A 19,362-nucleotide genomic window follows, 5' to 3' on the forward strand; every position below is an offset into this window, starting at 1 on the left:
CCCGCATGGACACCCCCGACCAGCGTCCGCCCTCGGGCGCACAGTGGACCATTTCCGCCGCCGGCCACGAGGCCGTCATCGTGGAGGTGGGCGGTGGGGTCCGGACATACCGTCTCGACGGGACCGACTGCCTCGACGGGTACGACGCCGACGAGATCTGCCCCGGCTGCGCGGGGCAGGTGCTGACCCCCTGGCCGAACCGGATCCGCGACGGGCGCTACACGTTCGGCGAGCGGTCGTTGCAGCTCACGCTCAGCGAGCCGGACCGGGCGGTGGCGATCCACGGGCTGGTCAACTGGGTGCCGTGGCGACTGGTGGAGCGGTCGCCCGAGGCGGTGACCGTCGGCTACGACCTGCCGCCGCAGCCGGGCTACCCGTGGCCGCTGCGGCTGAGTACCCGGTGGAGTGTCGGCCCGGACGGGCTGCGCGCGGAGCACGAGGCGACGAACCTCGGCACCGAGCCCGCGCCGTTCGGCTTCGCCGTGCACCCGTACCTGCGGGTGCCCGGGGTGGCGGTGAACGACCTGTCGATGCGGCTGCCGGCCCGGATGCGGTTGCAGGTGGACTCGCGGCTGCTGCCGATGGGCGGCACCCCGGTCGCCGGCACCGAGTACGACTGGACCAGCCCCCGCCGGCTCGGCGACGCCCGGCTCGACCTCACCTTCGGTGACGTGATCCGCGACGACGACGGCGGTTCGGTGGTGAGCCTGGCCGCCCCGGACGGGGTGGCGGGGGTGCGGATCTGGGCGGACCGGGAGTTCGGCTGGTGGCAGGTGTTCACCGGCGACGCCCTGCCCGGCGACCGGCGACGCCGCTCCGTGGCGGTGGAACCGATGACCTGCCCGCCGGACGCGTTCCGCTCGGGGCGCGACGTGATCACCCTGAAGCCGGGTGCGACGTGGCGGGGTGTGTGGGGCGTACGGCCCGGGGCCTGAGCGGGGGAGCGCATGGAGTTCAGCGAGGTGGTCCGGCGACGCCGGATGGTGCGTAACTACGACCCGGACCGTCCTGTCCCGCCCGACGTGGTGCAGCGGCTGCTCGACCACGCCGTCCGCGCGCCGTCGGCCGGCTTCGCCCAGGGCTGGGGTTTCCTGGTGTTGGAGACGCCGGAGGACCGGGAGCGGTTCTGGGCGGCGACCACGCCGGGCGGCGGCGGCCGGGAACGGTGGCTGGCGGGGATGCGCCGGGCCCCGCTGATCGTCGTCCCGCACGCGAACCGGTCGGCCTACCTGGAGCGGTACGCGGAACCGGACAAGGGCTGGGCGGACCGCTCGACGGAGCGCTGGCCGGTGCCCTACTGGTACGTGGACACCGGCTTCGCCGCCCTGCTGATGCTGCTGACCGCCGTGGACGAGGGGCTGGGGGCCTGCTTCTTCGGCATTCCGTCGCCGCGCCTCGACGCGTACCGGGAGGCGTTCGGGGTGCCGGCGGAGTACGAGCCCGTCGGTGCCGTCACGGTGGGTTATCCTGCGCCCGACCACCGGTCACCGTCGCTGCGCCGGGGGCGCCGCCCGGTGGAGGAGGTGGTCCGGCGGGGGCGGTGGAGCTGACCGGGGGGCGATGTCCGGTCAGGTGCCTCATCAGGTGTTTCGTCCGGTGGCGAATCGGACGGTGGGTAGTGAAACTGACATCAGGGAGCAGAACGCGGTGTGCCACCGCCCGCTACGCTGGCACGGTCATCGGTGCCGCGGGTCGCGGTGCCGCGCCGCGACCCGACCCGGTGTCGTGGGTCGGCCCTGCCAGGGGGAGGGGAGCGTACCGTCGTGATCTTCAGAGCGGTTCGGGACGGGCGTCCCTACCCGGAGCACAACCTGACGCTCAAGCAGTGGGCGGAGATCCCGCCGAGGCCGCTGCGCCTGGACCAGTTGATCACCACCAAGCGCGAGCTGGCGCTGGACAAGCTCCTCGCCGAGGATTCCACCTTCTACGGTGACCTCTTCCCGCACGTGGTGCAGTGGAACGGCGGGCTCTACCTGGAGGACGGGCTGCATCGCGCCCTGCGGGCGGCGCTCCAGCAGCGCAACCAGATCCACGCCCGGGTGCTCGTCCTCTCCGGGCCGATCGAGTAGCTCGGCCGGTCGGCTTTCCGACCCGTGCTGACCTGCGGTTTCGCCAAACCGGCGCGGCGGTTCCGCCCGGTCGTTCCGCTCAGCGAGCGGCTGTCGTACGAGAGCCGTACCGTCATCTTCAGACGACGTGTCTGACGAGGACGGTGAGGGCCATGGCCCGCGACGGTGACATCAACGAGCCCACGAGGGAGTTTCCCGGCTACCCGACCGGCGAGGCGCTCAAGGAACGGTCGGCTGTCACACCCGAGGCGGAGCGGGGTGCGCCACAGCCGGCGGGTGGCCCCGCCCGGGGCCTGCTCTGGGTGCTCGGCGTGGCGGCGATGGCGGTGGTCGTGCTGCTCGGCGTGCAGGCCACGGGTCTGCTGCCGGACTTCCGCAACCCGTTCGCCAAGGAGCAGACCGACCGCAGCCAGCCGCCCCTGCTCAAGTCGATCCAGGATCTCAGCCGCTACGTCGCGGCCGAGGGCAACTTCCAGGTGGTCGTCGATCTCCAGAACGACCGGCGCAACGTGCCCGACTGGCTGCTCAGCCAGCGCACCCTCTTCGTCGGCGCGGGCAGCGTCGAGGCGTACGTCGACTTTGCCAAGATCTCCGAGGGTGCGGTGGTCGAGTCGGCCGACGGCAGGTCGGTGGAGATCAAACTACCGGCGCCGCAGCTCGGCAAGGCCAACCTCGACCTGGAGAAGAGCTACGTCTTCGCCGAGGAGCGCGGGCTGCTCAACCGGGTCGGCGAGCTGGTGAAGGGCGACCCCAACCGCCAGCAGCAGGTCTACCAGCTCGCCGAGGAACGGATCACCGGCGCCGCCCGCGACAGCGGCCTGACCCAGCGGGCCGAGGGGAACACCCGCAAGATGCTGGAGGGACTGCTCCGCTCCCTCGGCTACGAGAAGGTGACGGTCACGTACACCGCTCCGTGACGGCGGGCCCCACCGACGCGACGGCGCCCGCCCCGGTCGACGGGACGGGTGCCGCTGCGGTGCTCACCTCCGTGGCTGGGCGGGGGTGGGGTGGATCAGTAGCGGGCGGCGGCGTAGCGGTCCTCGTTTGGCATCAGGACCCAGAGGACCAGATAGATGACGACCTGGGTGCCGGGCAGCAGCAGCGACAGCAGGAACAGCAGCCGGACGAAGCCGGCCGACCTGCCGAAACGCTGGGCCAGGCCGGCGCAGACGCCGGCGAACATGCGCCCCTGGCGGGGCCGGACCAGTTTGCGACTCATCGTCGTACTCCCACTCTGCGGCGTACGCCGCCGCTGTCCTCAACGGTAGGAAGGGGTGGCCGCCGCGCCCTCGGTCGCGAGGAGGATCGGCGGCGCCCGTACCCGTAGGTGGTTACCCAGGGAGCACCCCCGCGACGCCCCCGGTCCGCGATCACGGGCAGCCGCTGAGCTGGGCGGGTAGGCTCGCCGGTTGGGCACCCACACCCCGGGTGCCGCACGGCCGCCCGGACCGGGTCGGCCACGAACGGGCCGGCACCCCGCGAGGGTACGACGGCGAGGAAGTGCAGTCATGATCAGCGTTTTCGACCTCTTCAGCGTCGGTATCGGGCCGTCCAGCTCGCACACGGTGGGGCCGATGCGGGCAGCCCGCACCTTCGCCGCCGGGCTGAAGGCCGACGGGTTGCTGGCCGGCACGGTGCGGGTGCAGGCGGAACTCTTCGGCTCGCTGGGCGCCACCGGGCACGGCCACGGCAGCGACCGGGCGGTGCTGCTCGGGCTGGCCGGCGAGGCCCCGGAGACGGTCGACACCGACACGGTCGACGCGCGGGTCACCCGGATCCGCGCCGAGCGTCGGCTGAGCCTGCTCGACGCGCACGAGATCGACTTCGATCCGGACCGGGACGTGGTGCTGCACCGGCGCCGCTCGCTGCCGTACCACCCCAACGGGATGACCTTCGTCGCGTACGACGACAGGGGCGCGGAGCTGCGGGTCCGGACGTACTACTCGGTCGGTGGCGGATTCGTGGTGGACGAGGCGGCGGCCGGGGCGGACCGGATCAAGCCGGACGCCACGCGCGTACGGCACCCGTTCCTCACCGGTGCGCAACTGCTGGACGTGACCGCGTCGACGGGGCTGTCGATCAGCGAGGTGATGCTCGCCAACGAGCTGTCCTGGCGCAGTGGGGGCGAGGTGCGCGCCGGCCTGCTGGAGATCTGGCGGGTGATGCGGGAGTGCGTCGAGCAGGGCTGCTCGCGGGACGGGGTACTGCCCGGCGGGCTGAAGGTCCGCCGCCGCGCCGCCGAGCTGCGCCGCAGCCTGGAGACGGAGTCCGACTCCACCGACCCGCTGCGGGCGATGGACTGGGTGACCCTCTTCGCCCTCGCCGTCAACGAGGAGAACGCGGCCGGCGGCCGGGTCGTCACCGCACCCACCAACGGGGCGGCCGGGATCATCCCGGCGGTGCTGCACTACTACACCCGGTTCGTCCCGGGCGCCTCCGAGGACGGGGTGGTCCGGTTCCTGCTGGCGGCAGGCGCGATCGGCGTGCTGTTCAAGGAGAACGCCTCGATCTCCGGCGCCGAGGTGGGCTGCCAGGGCGAGGTGGGCTCGGCCTGCTCGATGGCCGCCGCCGGGCTGGCCGAGGCGCTGGGCGGCACCCCGGAGCAGGTGGAGAACGCCGCCGAGATCGGCATGGAACACAACCTCGGGCTCACCTGCGACCCGGTCGGTGGTCTGGTGCAGATCCCCTGCATCGAGCGGAACGCGGTGGCTAGCATCAAGGCGATCACGGCCGCCCGGCTGGCGCTGCGCGGCGACGGGGTGCACCACGTCTCGCTGGACAAGGTCATCAAGACCATGCGCGAGACCGGCGCGGACATGAAGGTCAAATACAAGGAGACGGCGCGCGGCGGACTGGCCGTCAACGTGATCGAGTGCTGAGGAATCTCGCTCACCGACTGCTAGCCTGTCGTCCGTCCGGTGAGGCGGGAGGCGGCGGTGACCTCTGGCATCGCGGCGTTGTGGTCGCACCGCACCTCGCTGCGCATCCTCGTCAGGCGCGACCTCGCCGTGAAGTACCAGCAGTCCGTGCTCGGGTACCTCTGGTCGCTGATCGAGCCCCTCGGCATGGGGGCGATCTACTGGTTCGTCTTCGGGGTGCTGTATTCCCGGGACACCAACCGCCACCTCGGTGACGCGGCCGACTCGTACCCGCTGTTCCTGCTCACCGGGATCTTCGCCTGGATGTGGACCAGTTCGGCGCTGAGTGAGGCGACCAACGCGCTGACCGGCCAGGCGAGGCTGATCACGACGATGAACGTGCCACGGCAGGTCTTCCCGATCGGCCGGGTCACCGGCCGCTTCGCCGAGTACGCCGCCGGCCTGCCGATCCTGCTGGCCATCGCCATCGGGTACGCCGCGTCCGGCGGGATCCGGCTGGGCTGGTCGCTGCTGGCCCTGCCGCTCGCGGTGGCGGTGCAGGCGGTCCTGCTGGTCGGGCTGGCGCTGCTGCTCTCGGCGACCAACGTGCTGATGCGCGACGTCGAGCGCTTCATGCGGCTGGTCGTCCGGGTGCTCTTCTACGCCACCCCGATCATCTACCCGTTGAGCCTCGTGCGGGACGCCGGACTGCCGGGCTGGCTGAAGGTCGCGTACGAGCTGAACCCGCTGGTCGGCATCTTCCAGCTGCACCACGCGGTCTGGTACCCGGACGAGTTCCCGGACGCCCGGTTGCTCGCCACCACCGTCGGCGTCAGCCTGCTGGTGCTGGCCGCCGGCTGGTGGTCGTTCCGCCGGCTCGAACCCGCCGTGCTCAAGGAACTGTAGAGATGGCCGACCCGATCATCGAGGCGGAGGGGCTCGGCATCCGGTTCGTCCGCAACCGGCGGCGGCAGTTGCGGCTGCGGGAGCTGTTCATCCACGGGGGGCGGCGTGGCGCGGCCGACGGCCGGTTCTGGCCGCTGCGGGATGTGTCGTTCTCGGTCCGGGCGGGGGAGACCGTCGGCGTCATCGGCCGCAACGGCACCGGCAAGAGCACCCTGCTGCGGCTGATCGCCGGCGTGCTCATCCCCGACGAGGGCCGGATCCGGGTGCGCGGGGACGTCGCGCCGCTGCTGGAGCTCTCCGCCGGGTTCTCCAACGACCTGACCGGGCGGGAGAACCTCTACCTGGTCGGCGGTCTGCACGGGCTCTCGGCGAGCTACCTGCGGCGACACTTCGACGACATCGTCTCGTTCGCGGGCGAGCAGGTGGAGCGCGCCGTCGACACGGCGGTGCGGCACTATTCGTCCGGCATGAAGGTCCGGCTCGGGTTCGCCATCATCTCGCACCTGCCGCACCCGATCCTGCTCATGGACGAGGTGACCGCGGTCGGGGACGACGAGTTCCGCAAGAAGTGTTATGCGACGATCGACCGTCTGCTCGGGGAGGGGCGAACACTGGTGCTGGTGTCACACAACGAAAAGGACCTGACCCGGTTCTGCCGTCGGGGGCTGTACCTCGACGGGGGCCGGCTGAGCGTCGACGGCACGATCGCCGAGGCGCTGCACGCGTACCACGCCGCGGTTCCGCGGTGACGCTCGCGATCGTGCTCGCCGCCGACGCCCCGGCCGCGAGCCTGCCGACCGGCTCGGGCGAATCCCTCGCCGATCGGCTGGCCGACCAGCTGCGTCGGGCCGGGGCGGACGAGGTGCGTCAGGTCGCCGACCTGGCCGAGCTGGCCACCCTCGTCGACGCGGCCACCGGCCCGGTGCTCGTCACCGGCGCCGACCTGGTCGCGCACACCGCCGTCCTGCGGCACCTGGCCACCAGCCCGGTCGGGCCGACGGTCGCGCTGGTGCTCACCGACCCGCCCGGGCACGGGCGCACGGCCGTGCGCGAGGAGCGCGGCCAGGTGGTCGAGGCCGGGCCGGCGGAGACGCTCGGCGGCGGGGCGACCGGCGTCTTCGGCGGCGCGCTGCGGGTCGGCGTCGACGACCTGCCGTCACTCGCCGCCGCCGCGCGCGCCGCCGCCGGGGTGACGCCCGCCGCCGCGCCGCCGGTGACCGGGCCCGCCGTGGACCGGCTCTTCGCGGGCCTCACCGGGCTCGGTGGGTTGACGTTCGCCCAGCGGGTACGCCTGCTCGTGGCGCACCGGGTGGGCGACCCGGCGGGGCTGGCCGCCGCGGAGGCGGCCGTGGCCGCCGTCGACGAGGACCGGGCCGAGCTGAAGCTCTCGGTGAAGGAGCGGGACGACTTCTTCACCACCTTCTTCGTCAGCACCTGGTCCCCGTACGTGACGAAGGCGTCGGCCCGGCTCGGGCTCGGCCCGACCGCCGTCACGATGATCTCGGTGGCCTTCGCGGTGGCCGCCGCCGTGCTCTTCGGCGTCGGCGGGCGCCCGGCGCTGGTCGTCGGGGCGGTGCTGCTCTACCTCGGCTTCGTGCTGGACTGCGTGGACGGCCAGGTCGCCCGCTACACCCGGCACTTCAGCGCCTGGGGCGGTTGGCTGGACACCATGGCCGACCGGGCGAAGGAGTACGTGGTCTACGCCGGCCTCGGCTTCGGGGCGACCCAGGCCGGCTTCCGGTACGGCTGGGCGCTGGCGATCGCCGCGATCACCCTGCAGACCGTCCGGCACATGACGGACACCTGGTACGGCGTGCTGCACGACGAGGCGGCCCGCCGGCCGAAGGCGACGGAAGCCGGGGGAGGTGGCATCGGCGACAAGTTGAACGCCGCCTCCAACCGGGTGCAGGCCGACACGGGTTCGGTGTCGTACTGGCTGAAGCGGACGGTGGTCTTCCCGATCGGGGAGCGGTGGGCGCTGATCGCGCTGACCGTGGCGCTGTTCGGCCCGCTGGTCAGCCTGTACGCGGTGCTGGCCTGGGGGGTGCTGGCCTTCGCGTACACCGGGGCGCTGCGTACGCTGCGGGCCCGCTGGATGCGGGTGCCGGTGCTGGACACGGTCGACGCCACCCTGTACCGCGACGACGGGCCGCTGGTCGCCCGGTTCCCGCTGGCCCGCCGGCCGGGGCCGCTGACGTTGGCGGTCCTGTCCGCGCTGCCGGCGGTGATCCTGTTGCTCGTCGCGCTACGCGGGGGCGAGGCCGCCCCGCCGCCCCGGTGGACGCTGCTGCTGGCCCTGGCGGGGCTGCTGCTGGCCGGCGGCGGGGCGCGGGCGGCGCACGACGGGCCGCTGGACTGGCTGGTCCCGGCCGCGTTGCGGGCCGGCGAGTTTCTGTTCGCCATCGCGGTCGGGGTGGTCGGCGACGTGCCGCCGTGGCTGATCTTCGGGTACCTCTTTGTGCTGACCCTGCACCACTACGACCTGACCGCGCGGCTGGAGAAGCGGCAGGCCGCCCCGCCGCTACACGGTGGCACGCTGGGCTGGGAGGGGCGGTCGGTGCTGCTGGCCCTGGCGGCGATCGTCGGTTTTGCGGGTATCGGGATGGCTACACTCGGTACGTACCTTCTCGTGGTTTTCGTGGGGAGTGTCGCCCTCGCCTGGGTCGTCCTGCCCGCCCGCGCCGCGCGGGCGTCGGTGGGCCTGGTCGGCGCGGGAGGTCGCTCGCCGGGCTGACGGAGGGGCCGGCCGATGACCTTGATCAGCTTCGTCGTGCCGGCCTACCGGGTGCAGGGATACCTGCGCGAATGCCTGGACTCCATCCTCGACCAGCCGGTCGACGACATCGAGGTGATCGGTGTCGACGACTGCTCGCCGGACGACAGCGGCGAGATCCTCGCCGAGTACGCGGCCCGCGACCGGCGGATGCACGCCGTCCGGCTGACGGAGAACGTCGGGCTCGGTCCGGCCCGCAACCTCGGGCTGGACCGGGCCACCGGCGAGTACGTCTGGTTCGTCGACGGCGACGACTGGCTCGCCCCCGACTGCCTCGCCGAGGTGGTCGAGCGTCTCCGCGCCAGCCGGCCGGACGTGCTCCTGGTCGACCACGTCCGGACGTACTGGAACGACACCACCAGCCCCAGCGCCATGGCGGAGGTGTTCCCGGAGCCACCCGGCGAGGAGACCTTCCGGCTGCGGGACCGGCCTGAGGCGCTGGGGCTGCTGCACACCGCCTGGAACCGGCTGGTCCGCCGGCAGTTCCTGCTCGACCTCGGGCTGCGCTTCGCCCCCGGCTGGTACGAGGACGTCTCGTTCAGCTACCCGGTGCTGATGGCCGCCGAGCGGATCGCCGTGCTGGACCGGGTCTGCGTCAACTACCGGCAGCGCCGCACCGGGGCGATCACCAGGACCAGGGGTGAGCGGCACTTCGAGGTCTTCCACCAGTGGCACCGGGTGTTCCGGCTGATGGACGACTGGGGGCCGACGGTCGACGACCTGCGCCCCGCGGTCTTCGAGCGGATGATCTGGCACTACCTGAGCGTGCTCGGCAACGGGGAGCGGATCGCCCCCGAGCTGCGGCCGGCCTTCTTCGCCCGGATCACCGCCGACCACACGCGCTGGATGCCCCCGGGTGGCTACCCGGCGCCGGCCGGTGCGGAGGGGCTCAAGCACCGGCTGGTGGCCACCGGCCGCTGGCGTACGTTCAGCGCGCTGCGCACCGCGTACCAGGCGCGGGACGCCGCCCGGCGTACCGCCCGCACCACCCGGCGGCGGGTCGCGCCCCGGGCCCGGCAGGTGGCCAGGCTGACCCGGGACACCCTGCTGCGGGAGTACTACCGGGCCGAACTACGCCGGCCGGTCGACCCGACGCTGGCCGTCTACGCGGCCTACTGGTACCGCGGGTACGTGGACAACCCGGCGGCCGTCTTCGAGGCGGCCCGGCGGCTGGCGCCGGAGGTCCACGGGGTGTGGATCGTCCGGCGGGACCGGGTGCACACCGTGCCCGAAGGCGTCGCGTACGTGGTCGCGGGGACGCCCGCCTACTACCGGGCGCTGGCCCGGGCGCGGTGGCTGGTCAACAACGTCAACTTCCCGGCCTTCGTCCGCAAGCGGCCGGGCACCGTGCACGTGCAGACCCACCACGGCACGCCGGTGAAGGTGATGGGGCTCGACCAGCAGCGGTACCCGATCGGCGCGGTCGGGATGGACTTCGCCGGGCTGCTGCGCCGGGTGGACCGGTGGGACTACAGCGTCAGCGCCAACAGCTTCTCCAGCCAGATGTGGGAACGCGCGTACCCGGCCGCGTACACCACCCTGGAGGTCGGCTACCCGCGCAACGACCGGCTGGTCACCGCGACCACCGAGGAGATCCTCCGGCTGCGCGCCGGGCTCGGCCTCGGCCTCGGCGAGCAGGTCGTCCTGTACGCCCCGACGCACCGGGAGCACCTGCCCGGCTACCGGCCGCCGTTCGACCCGGAGCGGCTGCTCGACGCGCTCGGCCCGGCCGGCCGGCTGCTGATCCGCAGCCACTACTTCCACGACCGGGACCGGAGCACCCGGCGGCCCACCCGGGACCGGGTACGCGACGTCAGCGACCATCCGCGGGTGGAGGACCTCTACCTGATGGCGGACGTGCTCATCACGGACTACTCCTCGGCGATGTTCGACTACGCGGTGCTCGACCGCCCGATCGTCCTCTACGCCCCCGACTGGGAGGCGTACCGGCTGGCCCGCGGCGTCTACTTCGACGTGACCGCCCAGCCGCCGGGCGCGGTGGCGACCAGTTTCACCGGCCTGCTCGACCTGTTCCGCACCGGCGGGGTCGACTCGGCGGCGACGCGCGAGGCCCGGCAGCGGTTCCGGGACCGGTTCTGCGCGCTCGACGACGGGCACGCCGCCGAGCGGGTGGCCCGCTGGGTCTTCCTCGGCGAGCAGCCGGAGCCGGGCGGGCCCGGCTGCTGACGGCGACGTCGCCCCGGCTGCCGGCGCGGTGCTCCGGCACGGCCGGACCGGATCCCGGCGGGACGCGTCGGACCGGACCACGGCGGGCCGCGGCCGGACCGCTGACCGGTGGACGTCACAGGGCCGTCACAAGCCGAACATGGCACGTTTACCCGATGTGCGAACCCGATGATCCTCGTCACAGTCATTCCGGGTTCGGTCGCGAGCTGGGGGGAGGGCACGGTGACAACCGTCGCGCTCAAGGATGTCTCGAAGGTGTTCAGGGACGGCACCCTCGCCGTCGACAGCGTCAATCTGGACGTTGTCGACGGCGAGTTCATGGTACTGCTCGGCCCCTCGGGCTGCGGGAAGTCCACGGTGCTGAGGATGGTCGCCGGGCTGGAGGACCCGACGTCGGGCGCGGTGCTGCTCGACGGCGAGCTGGCCAACGACCTGCCGCCGCGCGACCGGAAGATCGCCATGGTCTTCCAGGACTTCGCGCTCTACCCGCACATGACGGTCGGCGACAACATCGCCTTCCCGCTCCAACTGGCTGGGATGGAACCCGCGTCGCGTGGCGAGCGGGTCACCGACGTGGCCAGCGCGCTCGGCATCGGCGACGTGCTCGGCCGCAAACCCAGCCAGCTCTCCGGCGGGCAGCGCCAGCGGGTCGCGATGGGCCGGGCGATCGTCCGCCGGCCCGGCCTGTTCCTGATGGACGAGCCGCTGTCCAACCTCGACAGCGGGCTCCGGGCCGAGCTGCGCGCGGAGATCTCCGGCCTGACCCGGGAACTGGGCGTCACCACCATCTACGTCACCCACGACCAGGCCGAGGCGCTGACCATGGCCGACCGGGTCGCCATCATGCGAAAGGGCGTGCTCCAGGACGTCGGCACCCCCACCCAGGTCTACGGCCGCCCCGCCACCCTCTACGTGGCCGCGTTCCTCGGCAGCCCGCGGATGAACCTGCTGGAGGCCTCGGTCTACGTCCACCTCGACCGCTACGTGACCCTCACCCTCGGCGACCAGGTGCTCCACCTGCCGTGGGACGACATCCGCAGCCGGGCCGTCGCGCACTACCACGGGGAGCGGATCGTGGTCGGCATGCGGGCCGAGGCGCTCACCCCGGTCGCGCCGGACACCCGGGGCGACGTACTGCACGGCCGGATCCGCTACCTGGAGCACCACGGGCACGAGTCGCTCGCCTTCCTCGACATCGGGGCCACCGCGATCGTGGTGGACGAGATGGGCACCCGGGTCGACGCGCCCACCAGCCAGCGGGGCCTGCGCCGCGTCGGGCAGGTCGTGCAGCGGCTGACCGGTCGCGCCGCCGAGGAGGAGCCTGCTCCGGCCACCGCCGCCCGCACCAGCGTCCTCAACGACCCGGGCCGGCACCACCGTCGCCCCGCCGAGCTCGCGGTGCGGCTCGCGCCGTACCCCGGGGTCTCCGCCGGTCACGCCCTGGCCGTCTCCGTACGCATGGACGCGCTGCACTTCTTCGACGAGCGCGGTGACCGGATCGACGTCGGCTGGCGCTGACCGCCGGCGGCGCCCCGCGCAGCGCCTCGGTGATCAGGACGCCATGGACGTTACCCGGCCGTTTTAGGGTCAATGGCGTCCCGATCACCGATGTGGCCTGGGGTGGGTTGTGGGTGAAGTTACTGGCTAGTAGCGTCGGGTCATGACCATCGACTCGCGCCAGGTGGCGGCCGGCATCATCGAGGCCGTGCCGTTCGCCCGCACGCTCGGTATCGAATTCGTCGAGGTGGCTCCCGAGGCGGAGAGCGGGGTGCGGGCGACCGTACGGTTGCCCGACTCGCCGGCCACCCACAACCACGTCGCCGGCCCGCACGCCGGTGCCATGTTCACTCTCGGCGAGACCGCCTCCGGCGCAGTCGTGCTGGCCGCGTTCGGGCAGCTGCTCGACCGTGCCACGCCGCTGGCGGTACGGGCCGAGATCGCGTACCGGAAGCTGGCCCTGGGCCCGGTGCGGGCCACCGCGCGCCTCGGCCGGCCGGTCGCCGAGGTGGTCGCGGAACTGGAGTCCGGCCGGCGGCCGGAGTTCCCGGTGCGGGTGGAGATCGCCACCGAGGAGGGCAAGCCGACCGGCGAGATGACCGTGGTCTGGACGCTGCGCCCGAACTGAGCCGCGCAGCGAGCGGACCGAAAGCGGTTTGCGGGCGCGGAGGTCTGGATAGATTCGTACCGTGCTGGGCCTACCTGCTCATGTGACCGCCTGCCTCTTCGATCTGGACGGTGTGCTGACGCAGACCGCCCGGGTGCACAACGCCGCCTGGGCCGAGACGTTCGACGGCTTCCTGCGCCGCCGCGCCGCCACCACGGGCGAAGCGTTCCGCCCCTTCGATCCGGGGCCGGACTACAACCGTTACGTCGACGGCCGGCCGCGTGCCGACGGGGTGCGCACCTTTCTCGCCTCCCGGGGGGTCGTGCTGCCCGAGGGGTCGCCCGACGACCCGCCGGACGCCGACACCGTCAACGGGGTCGGTAACAGCAAGAACGTGTTGCTGCTGGAACAGCTGCGCACCCACGGCGTGGACGTCTACCCCGGCTCGGTCGACTACCTGAAGGCGGCCGCCGCTGCCGGCCTGCGCCGGGCGGTCGTCACGGCCAGCGCGAACGGCCGGGAGGTGGTTGCCGCCGCCGGACTGGAACCGCTGCTGGAGGCACGGGTGGACGGGCTCGTCGCCCGTTCCGAGGGGCTGCGCGGCAAGCCGCAACCGGACACCTTCCTGGCCGGCGCGAGGCTGCTCGGGGTCGACCCGCGCAACGCCGCCGTCTTCGAGGACGCCCTCGCGGGGGTCGCCGCCGGGCGAAGCGGCGGGTTCGGGTACGTGGTCGGGGTGGACCGGGTCGGCCAGGCCGACGAACTGCGGGCGCACGGCGCCGACATCGTCGTCACCGACCTTGCTGACCTGCTCGACACCGGAGAGTTCGCGTGATCCGGGAGCGCGCCTATCCGGTCGAGCCGTGGTACGTCCGGGAGACGCGGCTGGACATGGACGTCCTGGCCCAGTCCGAGTCGGTCTTCGCCCTCTCCAACGGGCACGTCGGGCTGCGCGGCAACCTGGACGAGGGGGAGCCGCACGGCCTGCCCGGCACGTACCTCAACTCCTTCTACGAGCTGCGCCCGCTGCCGTACGCAGAGGCCGGTTTCGGGTTCCCCGAGTCCGGCCAGACGGTCGTCAACGTGACCAACGGCAAGCTGATCCGGCTGCTGGTCGACGACGAGCCGCTCGACGTCCGCTACGGCGAACTCCTCGCCCACGAGCGGGTCCTCGACCTGCGCGCCGGCACCCTGCACCGGGAGCTGCACTGGCGCTCCCCGGCCGGTCGCGAGGTCAAGGTCCGCAGCACCCGGCTGGTCTCGTTCACCCAGCGTGCCGTCGCCGCGATCAACTACGAGGTGGAGGCGGTCGACGGACCGCTGCGGCTGATCATCCAGTCGGAGCTGGTGGCGAACGAGACGCTGCCCGCGCAGAGCCGGGACCCGCGGGTCGCGGCCGTGCTGGAGTCGCCGTTGCAGGCCGAGGAGGAACTCACCACCGACGACGGCGGGCTGCTGATCCACCGGACCAAGGTCTCCGGGCTGCGGGTGGCCGCCGCGATGGAACACGAGGTGTACGCCCCGGGCCGCAAGACCATCGAGTCGGAGGGGTACGAGGACTGGGTCCGTACCACGATCGGGTGTGTGCTCAAGCCCGGCGAGACGCTGCGGGTGGTCAAGTACCTCGCCTACGGCTGGTCGAGTCGCCGGTCGCTGCCGGCGATGCGCGACCAGGTCGAGGCGGCCCTCACGGGTGCGCGGCTCGACGGCTGGGACGGGCTCCGCCGCGAGCAGCGCGAGTACCTCGACGAGTTCTGGGACACCGCCGACGTGGTGGTGGAGGGTGACCCGGAGATCCAGCAGGCCGTCCGGTTCGGCATGTTCCACGTGCTCCAGGCCGGGGCCCGGGCCGAACGGCGGCCCCTCACCGCGAAGGGCCTTACCGGCCCGGGGTACGACGGGCACGCGTTCTGGGACACCGAGATGTTCGTCCTGCCGGTGCTCACCTACACCCACCCGGCCGCGGTGCGGGACGCGCTGCACTGGCGGCACGGCACCCTGGCCGCCGCCCAGGAGCGGGCCCGGACGCTCAACCTGGAGGGTGCGGCGTTCCCCTGGCGCACCATCGAGGGATCGGAGTCGTCGGGGTACTGGCCGGCGGGCACGGCGGCCTTCCACATCGCGGCCGGCGTCGCCGACGCCCTGCGGCGCTACGTCCAGGTCACCGGCGACACCGCGCTGGAACGCGAGATCGGGCTGGAACTGCTGGTGGAGACCGCCCGGCTGTGGCGGTCGCTGGGCCACCACGACCGGCACGGCCAGTTCCACATCGACGGGGTCACCGGCCCCGACGAGTACACGGCGGTGAAGAACGACAACATCTACACCAACCTGATGGCGCAGCGGAACCTGGTCGCCGCCGCCGACGCCGTGATGCGCTACCGGGACGAGGCGTTCCACCTCGGCGTGACCGACGAGGAGTCGGCCGCCTGGCGGGACGCGGCGGCCTCCATGCACATCCCGTACGACGAGGAGATCGACGTCCACGAGCAGGTGGAGGGGTTCACCCGGCTCCAGGAGTGGGACTTCGAGCACACGCCGCCGGAGAAGTACCCGCTGCTGCTGCACTACCCGTACTTCGACCTCTACCGCAAGCAGGTCGTCAAGCAGGCTGACCTGGTCCTGGCAATGCACTGGCGGGGCGACGCCTTCACCCCGGAGGAGAAGCTGCGCAACTTCCTCTACTACGAGCGGCGGACGGTACGCGACTCGTCGCTGTCGGCGTGCACCCAGTCGGTGCTGGCGGCCGAGGTGGGCCACCCGGAGTTGGCGCACGTCTACCTGCGCGAGGCCGCGCTGATGGACCTGCACGACCTCAACGAGAACACCCGTGACGGCGTGCACATGGCCTCGCTCGCCGGTGCGTGGATCGCCCTGGTGGCCGGGTTCGGCGGGCTGCGCGACCACGACGGCAACCTGTCCTTCGCGCCACGGCTGTCCAGCCGGCTCGGGCGGCTGGAGTTCTCGCTCCAGTGGCGCGGCATGCGGCTGCGGGTGGACGTCCGGTCGGACCGGACCACGTACGCGCTGCGCCACGGCGAGCCGGACGACGTGCTGGAGTTACGCCACCACGGCGAGACGGTCCGGGTCAGCCGCGCGGAACCGGTGACGCTGCCGATCCCCCCGGCGGAGGTGTCCGGGCCGGCCCCGGAGCAGGCTCCGGGCCGTGCTCCCCTGCTCCGCCTGCCGGAGAACGAGCCGTGACCGACGCCGCCGGCCCGCGTGACGAACGCGGGCCGGCGGCGTGTGGATCAGCGTGGGCCCCGCCGTGGCGGCGGGCCGGCGGCGTGGATCAGCGTGACCTGCTGCCCCGGTGCGGCGGCCGGCCGGCGCCGGTCAGAGCGGCTTCCGGGCATGACAGGCGGCCTGCTGCGCCGGTCAGAGCGGTCTGCCCTGTGACGGGCGGCCGGCTGCGTCGCGGGGCGCCATCGCCCGCGGGTCGTCGGCCGTGCGCGCCTGGGCCGCGTCGTCGGCCCAGTCCCGGCCGCGCTCGGTGTCCTGTTCCCGCCGGTCCCGGTCGGCGGTCTGCTGCTGCGACTTCCGCTGCTGCTGGGCCATGACGATCCTCGCGATCCGTCGGGGCGCGGTTGCGCCGGTACGGCCTGCGGTCACCCGTCGCCTACCCGAGGCCCCCGGCGACAAACGCCGGGGCTGCTTGCCGGCGCCGCGGACGGGTATGCGGCAGCGAGGGGGGACGACCGAGGACGTACGGAGGCGAGATGGACGTGCGCAGCAGTGCGGTGACGATCCCGGCGGGGGAGGCGGAGCTTCCGGCCGACCTGCTGGTGCCGCCGGAGCCGGCCGGCGTGGTGCTCTTCGCGCACGGTAGCGGCAGTTCCCGGCACAGCCCGCGTAACACGGCAGTGGCGCACGTGCTCAACCGTGGCGCCCTCGGCACCGTGCTGGTCGACCTGCTGACCCCGGCGGAGGACCGGGTGGACGCCCGTACGGCCGAGCTGCGCTTCGACATTCCCCTGCTCGCCGATCGGCTCGCCGCGATCGTGGACTGGCTGGCGGCGGAGCGGCCCTTCGGCGCGGTGCCGGTCGGGTTGTTCGGGGCCAGCACCGGGGCCGCCGCGGCCCTGGTGGCGGCGGCGGCCCGACCGGAACTCGTCGGCGCGGTGGTCTCCCGTGGCGGCCGTCCCGACCTGGCCGGCCCGGCCCTCGGTCAGGTGCGCGCGCCCACGTTGCTGCTGGTCGGCGGCCTGGACGAGCAGGTGATCACGCTCAACGAGCAGGCGCAGGAGGCGCTGCCGGAGACGGCCGAGCTGACGGTGATCCCGGGGGCGACCCATCTCTTCGAGGAGCCGGGCGCCCTGGAACAGGTCGCCCACTGCGCCGCCGACTGGTTCACCACGCACCTCTCCGCCTCCCGCTGAGCGCCGGCCACCGGCCGGGTCAGGTGGAGGGCGGCGGTGTGACGGTGGGCGTGGGGTGTTGGCGGTGTTGCTGAATGGTGTCGATGATTCGCCACACGACGGCGGTGACCGGCACCGAGACGAAGGCTCCGGCGATGCCCGCGACCAGGGTGCCGGCGGTGACCGCCACCAGGATCACCGCCGGGTGCAGGCGTACCTGACGCTTCATGATCAGTGGCTCCAGCAGGTTGCCCTCGACCTGCTGCACGATGATCACGGCGGCCAGGACGAGCAGCGCGGTCACCGGCCCCTTCGCCGCGAGCGCGACCAGCACCGCCACGGCGCCGGCCACGGTCGCCCCGATGATCGGGACGAAGCCGCCGAAGAAGGTGATGAGCGCGAGTGGGAAGGCCAGCGGCACCCGGAGCACCACCAGGGCCACGCCGATGCCGATCGCGTCGATCGCGGCGATCATCATCGTGCCCCGGCTGTACGCGCCGAGCGTCCGCCAGCCCGCCCGGCCCGCCTCGGCGGTCACCGCCCGGTTCGGTCCGGTCATCCGGGACAGCGTCCAGTGCCACATCGAGCGGCCGTCCTTGAGCAGGAAGAACAGCAGGACGAGTGCGAGCAGTGCCGAGCCGAGCACCTCGGCGGCCGTCCTGGCGCTGGACACCGGGTCGAGGGAGCCCTGCCCGAGGCCCTGACGGGCCTGATCGAGCAGCCGGTCGAGCTGCTGGTCGCTGACCGGCAGCGTGGAGGTCACGAACTCCCGGGTCCGGCGCAGGCCCTGTCCCAGTTCCTGGCTCAGCTCGCTGAACTGACCGGCGGTGAGGCTCCACACCAGCGCGCCGACGCCGACCAGCACGCCGAGCAGCAGCAGCACGGTGAGCAGGGCGGCCGGTGCGGCGGGCAGCCGGAGCCGGCGCAGCGCGAGCTGCACCGGGTCGAGCAGCGCGGTGAGGAAGATGGTGGCGGCGAGCGCGATGGCCAGCGGCGCGAGCAGCACCGCGATCTTCCCCAGCAGGTACAGCCCGGCGACGGTCACCACCAGGCAGGCGCTCCACACCACGGCCGAGCGGACCAGCCAGGGAAGCGCGGCCCAGGTCTGTCGGGGACCCGCGCCGCGGCCCGCCGCCCCTTCGGGCGTACGCCCGGCATCGTCTGCGACCACGTCGGCCCTCCTCGATCTCCGGCGAGTCGGTACCCGGCCGGCGTCCTTCCGACACCCGCGTCCCCTTGCACGCTAGATAGGTGGGCGAGGCGTCGGAGGGCCTAACGACCGTTTTCCGGCCGTCTGTCCGTCTGTTTGCATCGCCCGTCCCAGGGAAGGCGGAGGTCCGACCCGGATTCGAGGAGGCCCGATGAGCGACTTCATGGACAAGGCCAAGGACTTCGCCGACAAGCACGACAAGCAGGTCGACCAGGGCGTGGAGAAGGGCGGCGACATGGCCGACCAGCGCACGGGCGGCAAGTACGACGAGCAGATCGACAAGGGTGTCGACCAGGCACAGGCGCGTACCGGGGAGGGCGACCAGGTTCGCTGACCGCATCGGGCCGTCCCGGGTCGCCGCGTGTCGGTGGCCCGGGACGGCTGCTTTCGTACGGATCGACGAACGCCGCTAGCCAAGGCTCGGCCACTGTCGATACCATCCGCAGTCGAAGCATGACTCATCGTGGAGTTGTCCCCGAGTGGACCGGCACCCGACCCCTGGGGTGCCGCGACGAGAGGAAGCCTGCTGGTGACCGAGGCCCCCGAGACGACCGTCCCCCAGCGCTGTCCGTTCAGCGACCCCGACCGGCTCAACCTCGATCCGCTTCCGGGGCCTGCTCGCCATGCCGGTGAGCTGGTGATCCGATGAGCGCGAAGAACGAGCAGTGGCGGGTGCACGTGGACCCGATGCGGTGCATCGGGTCGGGGATCTGCGCGGGTACCGCGCCGGGGCACTTCGTGCTGGTGGGCGGGTTGTCCCGCCCGCTGGCCGAGCGGGTCGCACCGGACGACGCGCTGGTGGACGCGGCGGACTCCTGCCCGATGGAGGCGGTCATCGTGTCCGAGGCGGACGGCCTGCGCCGGATCGCCCCGGAACCCTGACCCGTCCCGACACCG

19 protein-coding genes are annotated in these 19,362 nt (G+C 72.8%); 16 read left to right on the forward strand and 3 right to left on the reverse strand.

Features of this window, described 5'->3' with window-relative positions; translation table 11 throughout:
• Positions 1-5 precede the first annotated feature (5 nt).
• The 4 genes from AB0D32_RS11935 (at position 6) to AB0D32_RS11950 (ending at position 2,986) form a co-directional block, all read left to right on the forward strand.
• Positions 6-935 (forward strand): aldose 1-epimerase family protein, encoded by a 930-nt coding sequence (locus AB0D32_RS11935; RefSeq protein ID WP_357088173.1) that lies wholly within the window; start codon positions 6-8, stop codon positions 933-935.
• Positions 936-947: 12 nt separating this feature from the next.
• Entirely contained in the window at positions 948-1,550 is a 603-nt protein-coding gene (locus AB0D32_RS11940) for a nitroreductase family protein (protein ID WP_357088176.1), read from the forward strand.
• A gap of 213 nt (positions 1,551-1,763) precedes the next feature.
• Entirely contained in the window at positions 1,764-2,069 is a 306-nt protein-coding gene (locus tag AB0D32_RS11945) for a type II toxin-antitoxin system VapB family antitoxin (protein ID WP_089002310.1), read from the forward strand.
• A gap of 152 nt (positions 2,070-2,221) precedes the next feature.
• A complete protein-coding gene (locus tag AB0D32_RS11950) occupies positions 2,222-2,986 on the forward strand; it encodes a DUF4230 domain-containing protein (RefSeq protein ID WP_357088181.1) in 765 nt (254 codons plus the stop codon).
• Positions 2,987-3,081: 95 nt separating this feature from the next.
• On the opposite strand, the gene AB0D32_RS11955 is transcribed toward AB0D32_RS11950, so the two are convergent.
• A complete protein-coding gene (locus AB0D32_RS11955; protein WP_357088183.1) occupies positions 3,082-3,288 on the reverse strand; it encodes a PspC domain-containing protein in 207 nt (68 codons plus the stop codon).
• Positions 3,289-3,577: 289 nt separating this feature from the next.
• Here AB0D32_RS11955 and AB0D32_RS11960 point away from each other — a divergent pair, with 289 nt between their 5' ends.
• The 9 genes from AB0D32_RS11960 (at position 3,578) to AB0D32_RS12000 (ending at position 16,101) form a co-directional block, all read left to right on the forward strand.
• Positions 3,578-4,948 (forward strand): L-serine ammonia-lyase, encoded by a 1,371-nt coding sequence (locus tag AB0D32_RS11960; protein ID WP_357088186.1) that lies wholly within the window; start codon positions 3,578-3,580, stop codon positions 4,946-4,948.
• 57 nt (positions 4,949-5,005) lie between these two features.
• The gene (locus AB0D32_RS11965) at positions 5,006-5,833 is read left to right on the forward strand and encodes an ABC transporter permease (RefSeq protein ID WP_357088189.1); all 828 of its coding nucleotides are present in this window, start codon (positions 5,006-5,008) and stop codon (positions 5,831-5,833) included.
• Positions 5,834-5,835: 2 nt separating this feature from the next.
• Positions 5,836-6,582: an ABC transporter ATP-binding protein gene (locus tag AB0D32_RS11970; RefSeq protein WP_357088193.1), complete on the forward strand. Its 747-nt coding sequence runs from the start codon at positions 5,836-5,838 to the stop codon at positions 6,580-6,582.
• A gap of 41 nt (positions 6,583-6,623) precedes the next feature.
• Positions 6,624-8,567 (forward strand): DUF5941 domain-containing protein, encoded by a 1,944-nt coding sequence (locus tag AB0D32_RS11975; protein ID WP_357088577.1) that lies wholly within the window; start codon positions 6,624-6,626, stop codon positions 8,565-8,567.
• Between the two features lie 15 nt (positions 8,568-8,582).
• Complete coding sequence (locus AB0D32_RS11980; protein ID WP_357088197.1) at positions 8,583-10,793, forward strand: bifunctional glycosyltransferase family 2 protein/CDP-glycerol:glycerophosphate glycerophosphotransferase; 2,211 nt, start codon at positions 8,583-8,585, stop codon at positions 10,791-10,793.
• Positions 10,794-11,015: 222 nt separating this feature from the next.
• Positions 11,016-12,311: an ABC transporter ATP-binding protein gene (locus AB0D32_RS11985; protein ID WP_357088199.1), complete on the forward strand. Its 1,296-nt coding sequence runs from the start codon at positions 11,016-11,018 to the stop codon at positions 12,309-12,311.
• 142 nt (positions 12,312-12,453) lie between these two features.
• Entirely contained in the window at positions 12,454-12,918 is a 465-nt protein-coding gene (locus AB0D32_RS11990) for a DUF4442 domain-containing protein (protein ID WP_357088202.1), read from the forward strand.
• Between the two features lie 61 nt (positions 12,919-12,979).
• On the forward strand, positions 12,980-13,732 hold the full coding sequence (locus AB0D32_RS11995; protein WP_357088206.1) for an HAD-IA family hydrolase: 753 nt from the start codon (positions 12,980-12,982) through the stop codon (positions 13,730-13,732).
• Entirely contained in the window at positions 13,729-16,101 is a 2,373-nt protein-coding gene (locus AB0D32_RS12000) for a glycoside hydrolase family 65 protein (RefSeq protein WP_357088209.1), read from the forward strand. The genes AB0D32_RS11995 and AB0D32_RS12000 overlap by 4 nt, the downstream gene beginning before the upstream one ends.
• A 174-nt stretch (positions 16,102-16,275) precedes the next feature.
• On the opposite strand, the gene AB0D32_RS12005 is transcribed toward AB0D32_RS12000, so the two are convergent.
• Positions 16,276-16,455, reverse strand: a complete 180-nt coding sequence (locus AB0D32_RS12005) for a hypothetical protein (RefSeq protein WP_357088211.1) — start codon at positions 16,453-16,455, stop codon at positions 16,276-16,278.
• Positions 16,456-16,616: 161 nt separating this feature from the next.
• Between AB0D32_RS12005 and AB0D32_RS12010 the strand changes: the two genes are divergently transcribed.
• Complete coding sequence (locus tag AB0D32_RS12010; RefSeq protein ID WP_357088214.1) at positions 16,617-17,276, forward strand: dienelactone hydrolase family protein; 660 nt, start codon at positions 16,617-16,619, stop codon at positions 17,274-17,276.
• Between the two features lie 19 nt (positions 17,277-17,295).
• Here AB0D32_RS12010 and AB0D32_RS12015 read toward each other — a convergent pair whose 3' ends face one another.
• The gene (locus tag AB0D32_RS12015; RefSeq protein ID WP_357088217.1) at positions 17,296-18,426 is read right to left on the reverse strand and encodes an AI-2E family transporter; all 1,131 of its coding nucleotides are present in this window, start codon (positions 18,424-18,426) and stop codon (positions 17,296-17,298) included.
• Between the two features lie 190 nt (positions 18,427-18,616).
• Between AB0D32_RS12015 and AB0D32_RS12020 the strand changes: the two genes are divergently transcribed.
• Both AB0D32_RS12020 and AB0D32_RS12025 read left to right on the forward strand, forming a co-directional pair.
• Positions 18,617-18,799, forward strand: a complete 183-nt coding sequence (locus AB0D32_RS12020) for an antitoxin (RefSeq protein WP_357088219.1) — start codon at positions 18,617-18,619, stop codon at positions 18,797-18,799.
• Between the two features lie 311 nt (positions 18,800-19,110).
• Positions 19,111-19,347, forward strand: coding sequence for a ferredoxin (locus AB0D32_RS12025; protein WP_357088222.1), 237 nt, complete (start codon positions 19,111-19,113; stop codon positions 19,345-19,347).
• Positions 19,348-19,362 lie beyond the last annotated feature (15 nt).

The sequence above is a fragment of the Micromonospora sp. NPDC048170 genome (genome assembly GCF_040652795.1).
Lineage (GTDB): Bacteria > Actinomycetota > Actinomycetes > Mycobacteriales > Micromonosporaceae > Micromonospora.

Coding starts and splice junctions, on each gene's coding strand:
- AB0D32_RS11935 (WP_357088173.1), top strand. CDS start 6: ATGGACACCCCCGACCAGCGTCCGCCCTCGGGCGCACAGTGGACCATT.
- AB0D32_RS11940 (WP_357088176.1), top strand. CDS start 948: ATGGAGTTCAGCGAGGTGGTCCGGCGACGCCGGATGGTGCGTAACTAC.
- AB0D32_RS11950 (WP_357088181.1), top strand. CDS start 2,222: ATGGCCCGCGACGGTGACATCAACGAGCCCACGAGGGAGTTTCCCGGC.
- AB0D32_RS11955 (WP_357088183.1), bottom strand. CDS start 3,288: ATGAGTCGCAAACTGGTCCGGCCCCGCCAGGGGCGCATGTTCGCCGGC.
- AB0D32_RS11960 (WP_357088186.1), top strand. CDS start 3,578: ATGATCAGCGTTTTCGACCTCTTCAGCGTCGGTATCGGGCCGTCCAGC.
- AB0D32_RS11970 (WP_357088193.1), top strand. CDS start 5,836: ATGGCCGACCCGATCATCGAGGCGGAGGGGCTCGGCATCCGGTTCGTC.
- AB0D32_RS11980 (WP_357088197.1), top strand. CDS start 8,583: ATGACCTTGATCAGCTTCGTCGTGCCGGCCTACCGGGTGCAGGGATAC.
- AB0D32_RS11990 (WP_357088202.1), top strand. CDS start 12,454: ATGACCATCGACTCGCGCCAGGTGGCGGCCGGCATCATCGAGGCCGTG.
- AB0D32_RS12005 (WP_357088211.1), bottom strand. CDS start 16,455: ATGGCCCAGCAGCAGCGGAAGTCGCAGCAGCAGACCGCCGACCGGGAC.
- AB0D32_RS12010 (WP_357088214.1), top strand. CDS start 16,617: ATGGACGTGCGCAGCAGTGCGGTGACGATCCCGGCGGGGGAGGCGGAG.
- AB0D32_RS12020 (WP_357088219.1), top strand. CDS start 18,617: ATGAGCGACTTCATGGACAAGGCCAAGGACTTCGCCGACAAGCACGAC.
- AB0D32_RS12025 (WP_357088222.1), top strand. CDS start 19,111: ATGAGCGCGAAGAACGAGCAGTGGCGGGTGCACGTGGACCCGATGCGG.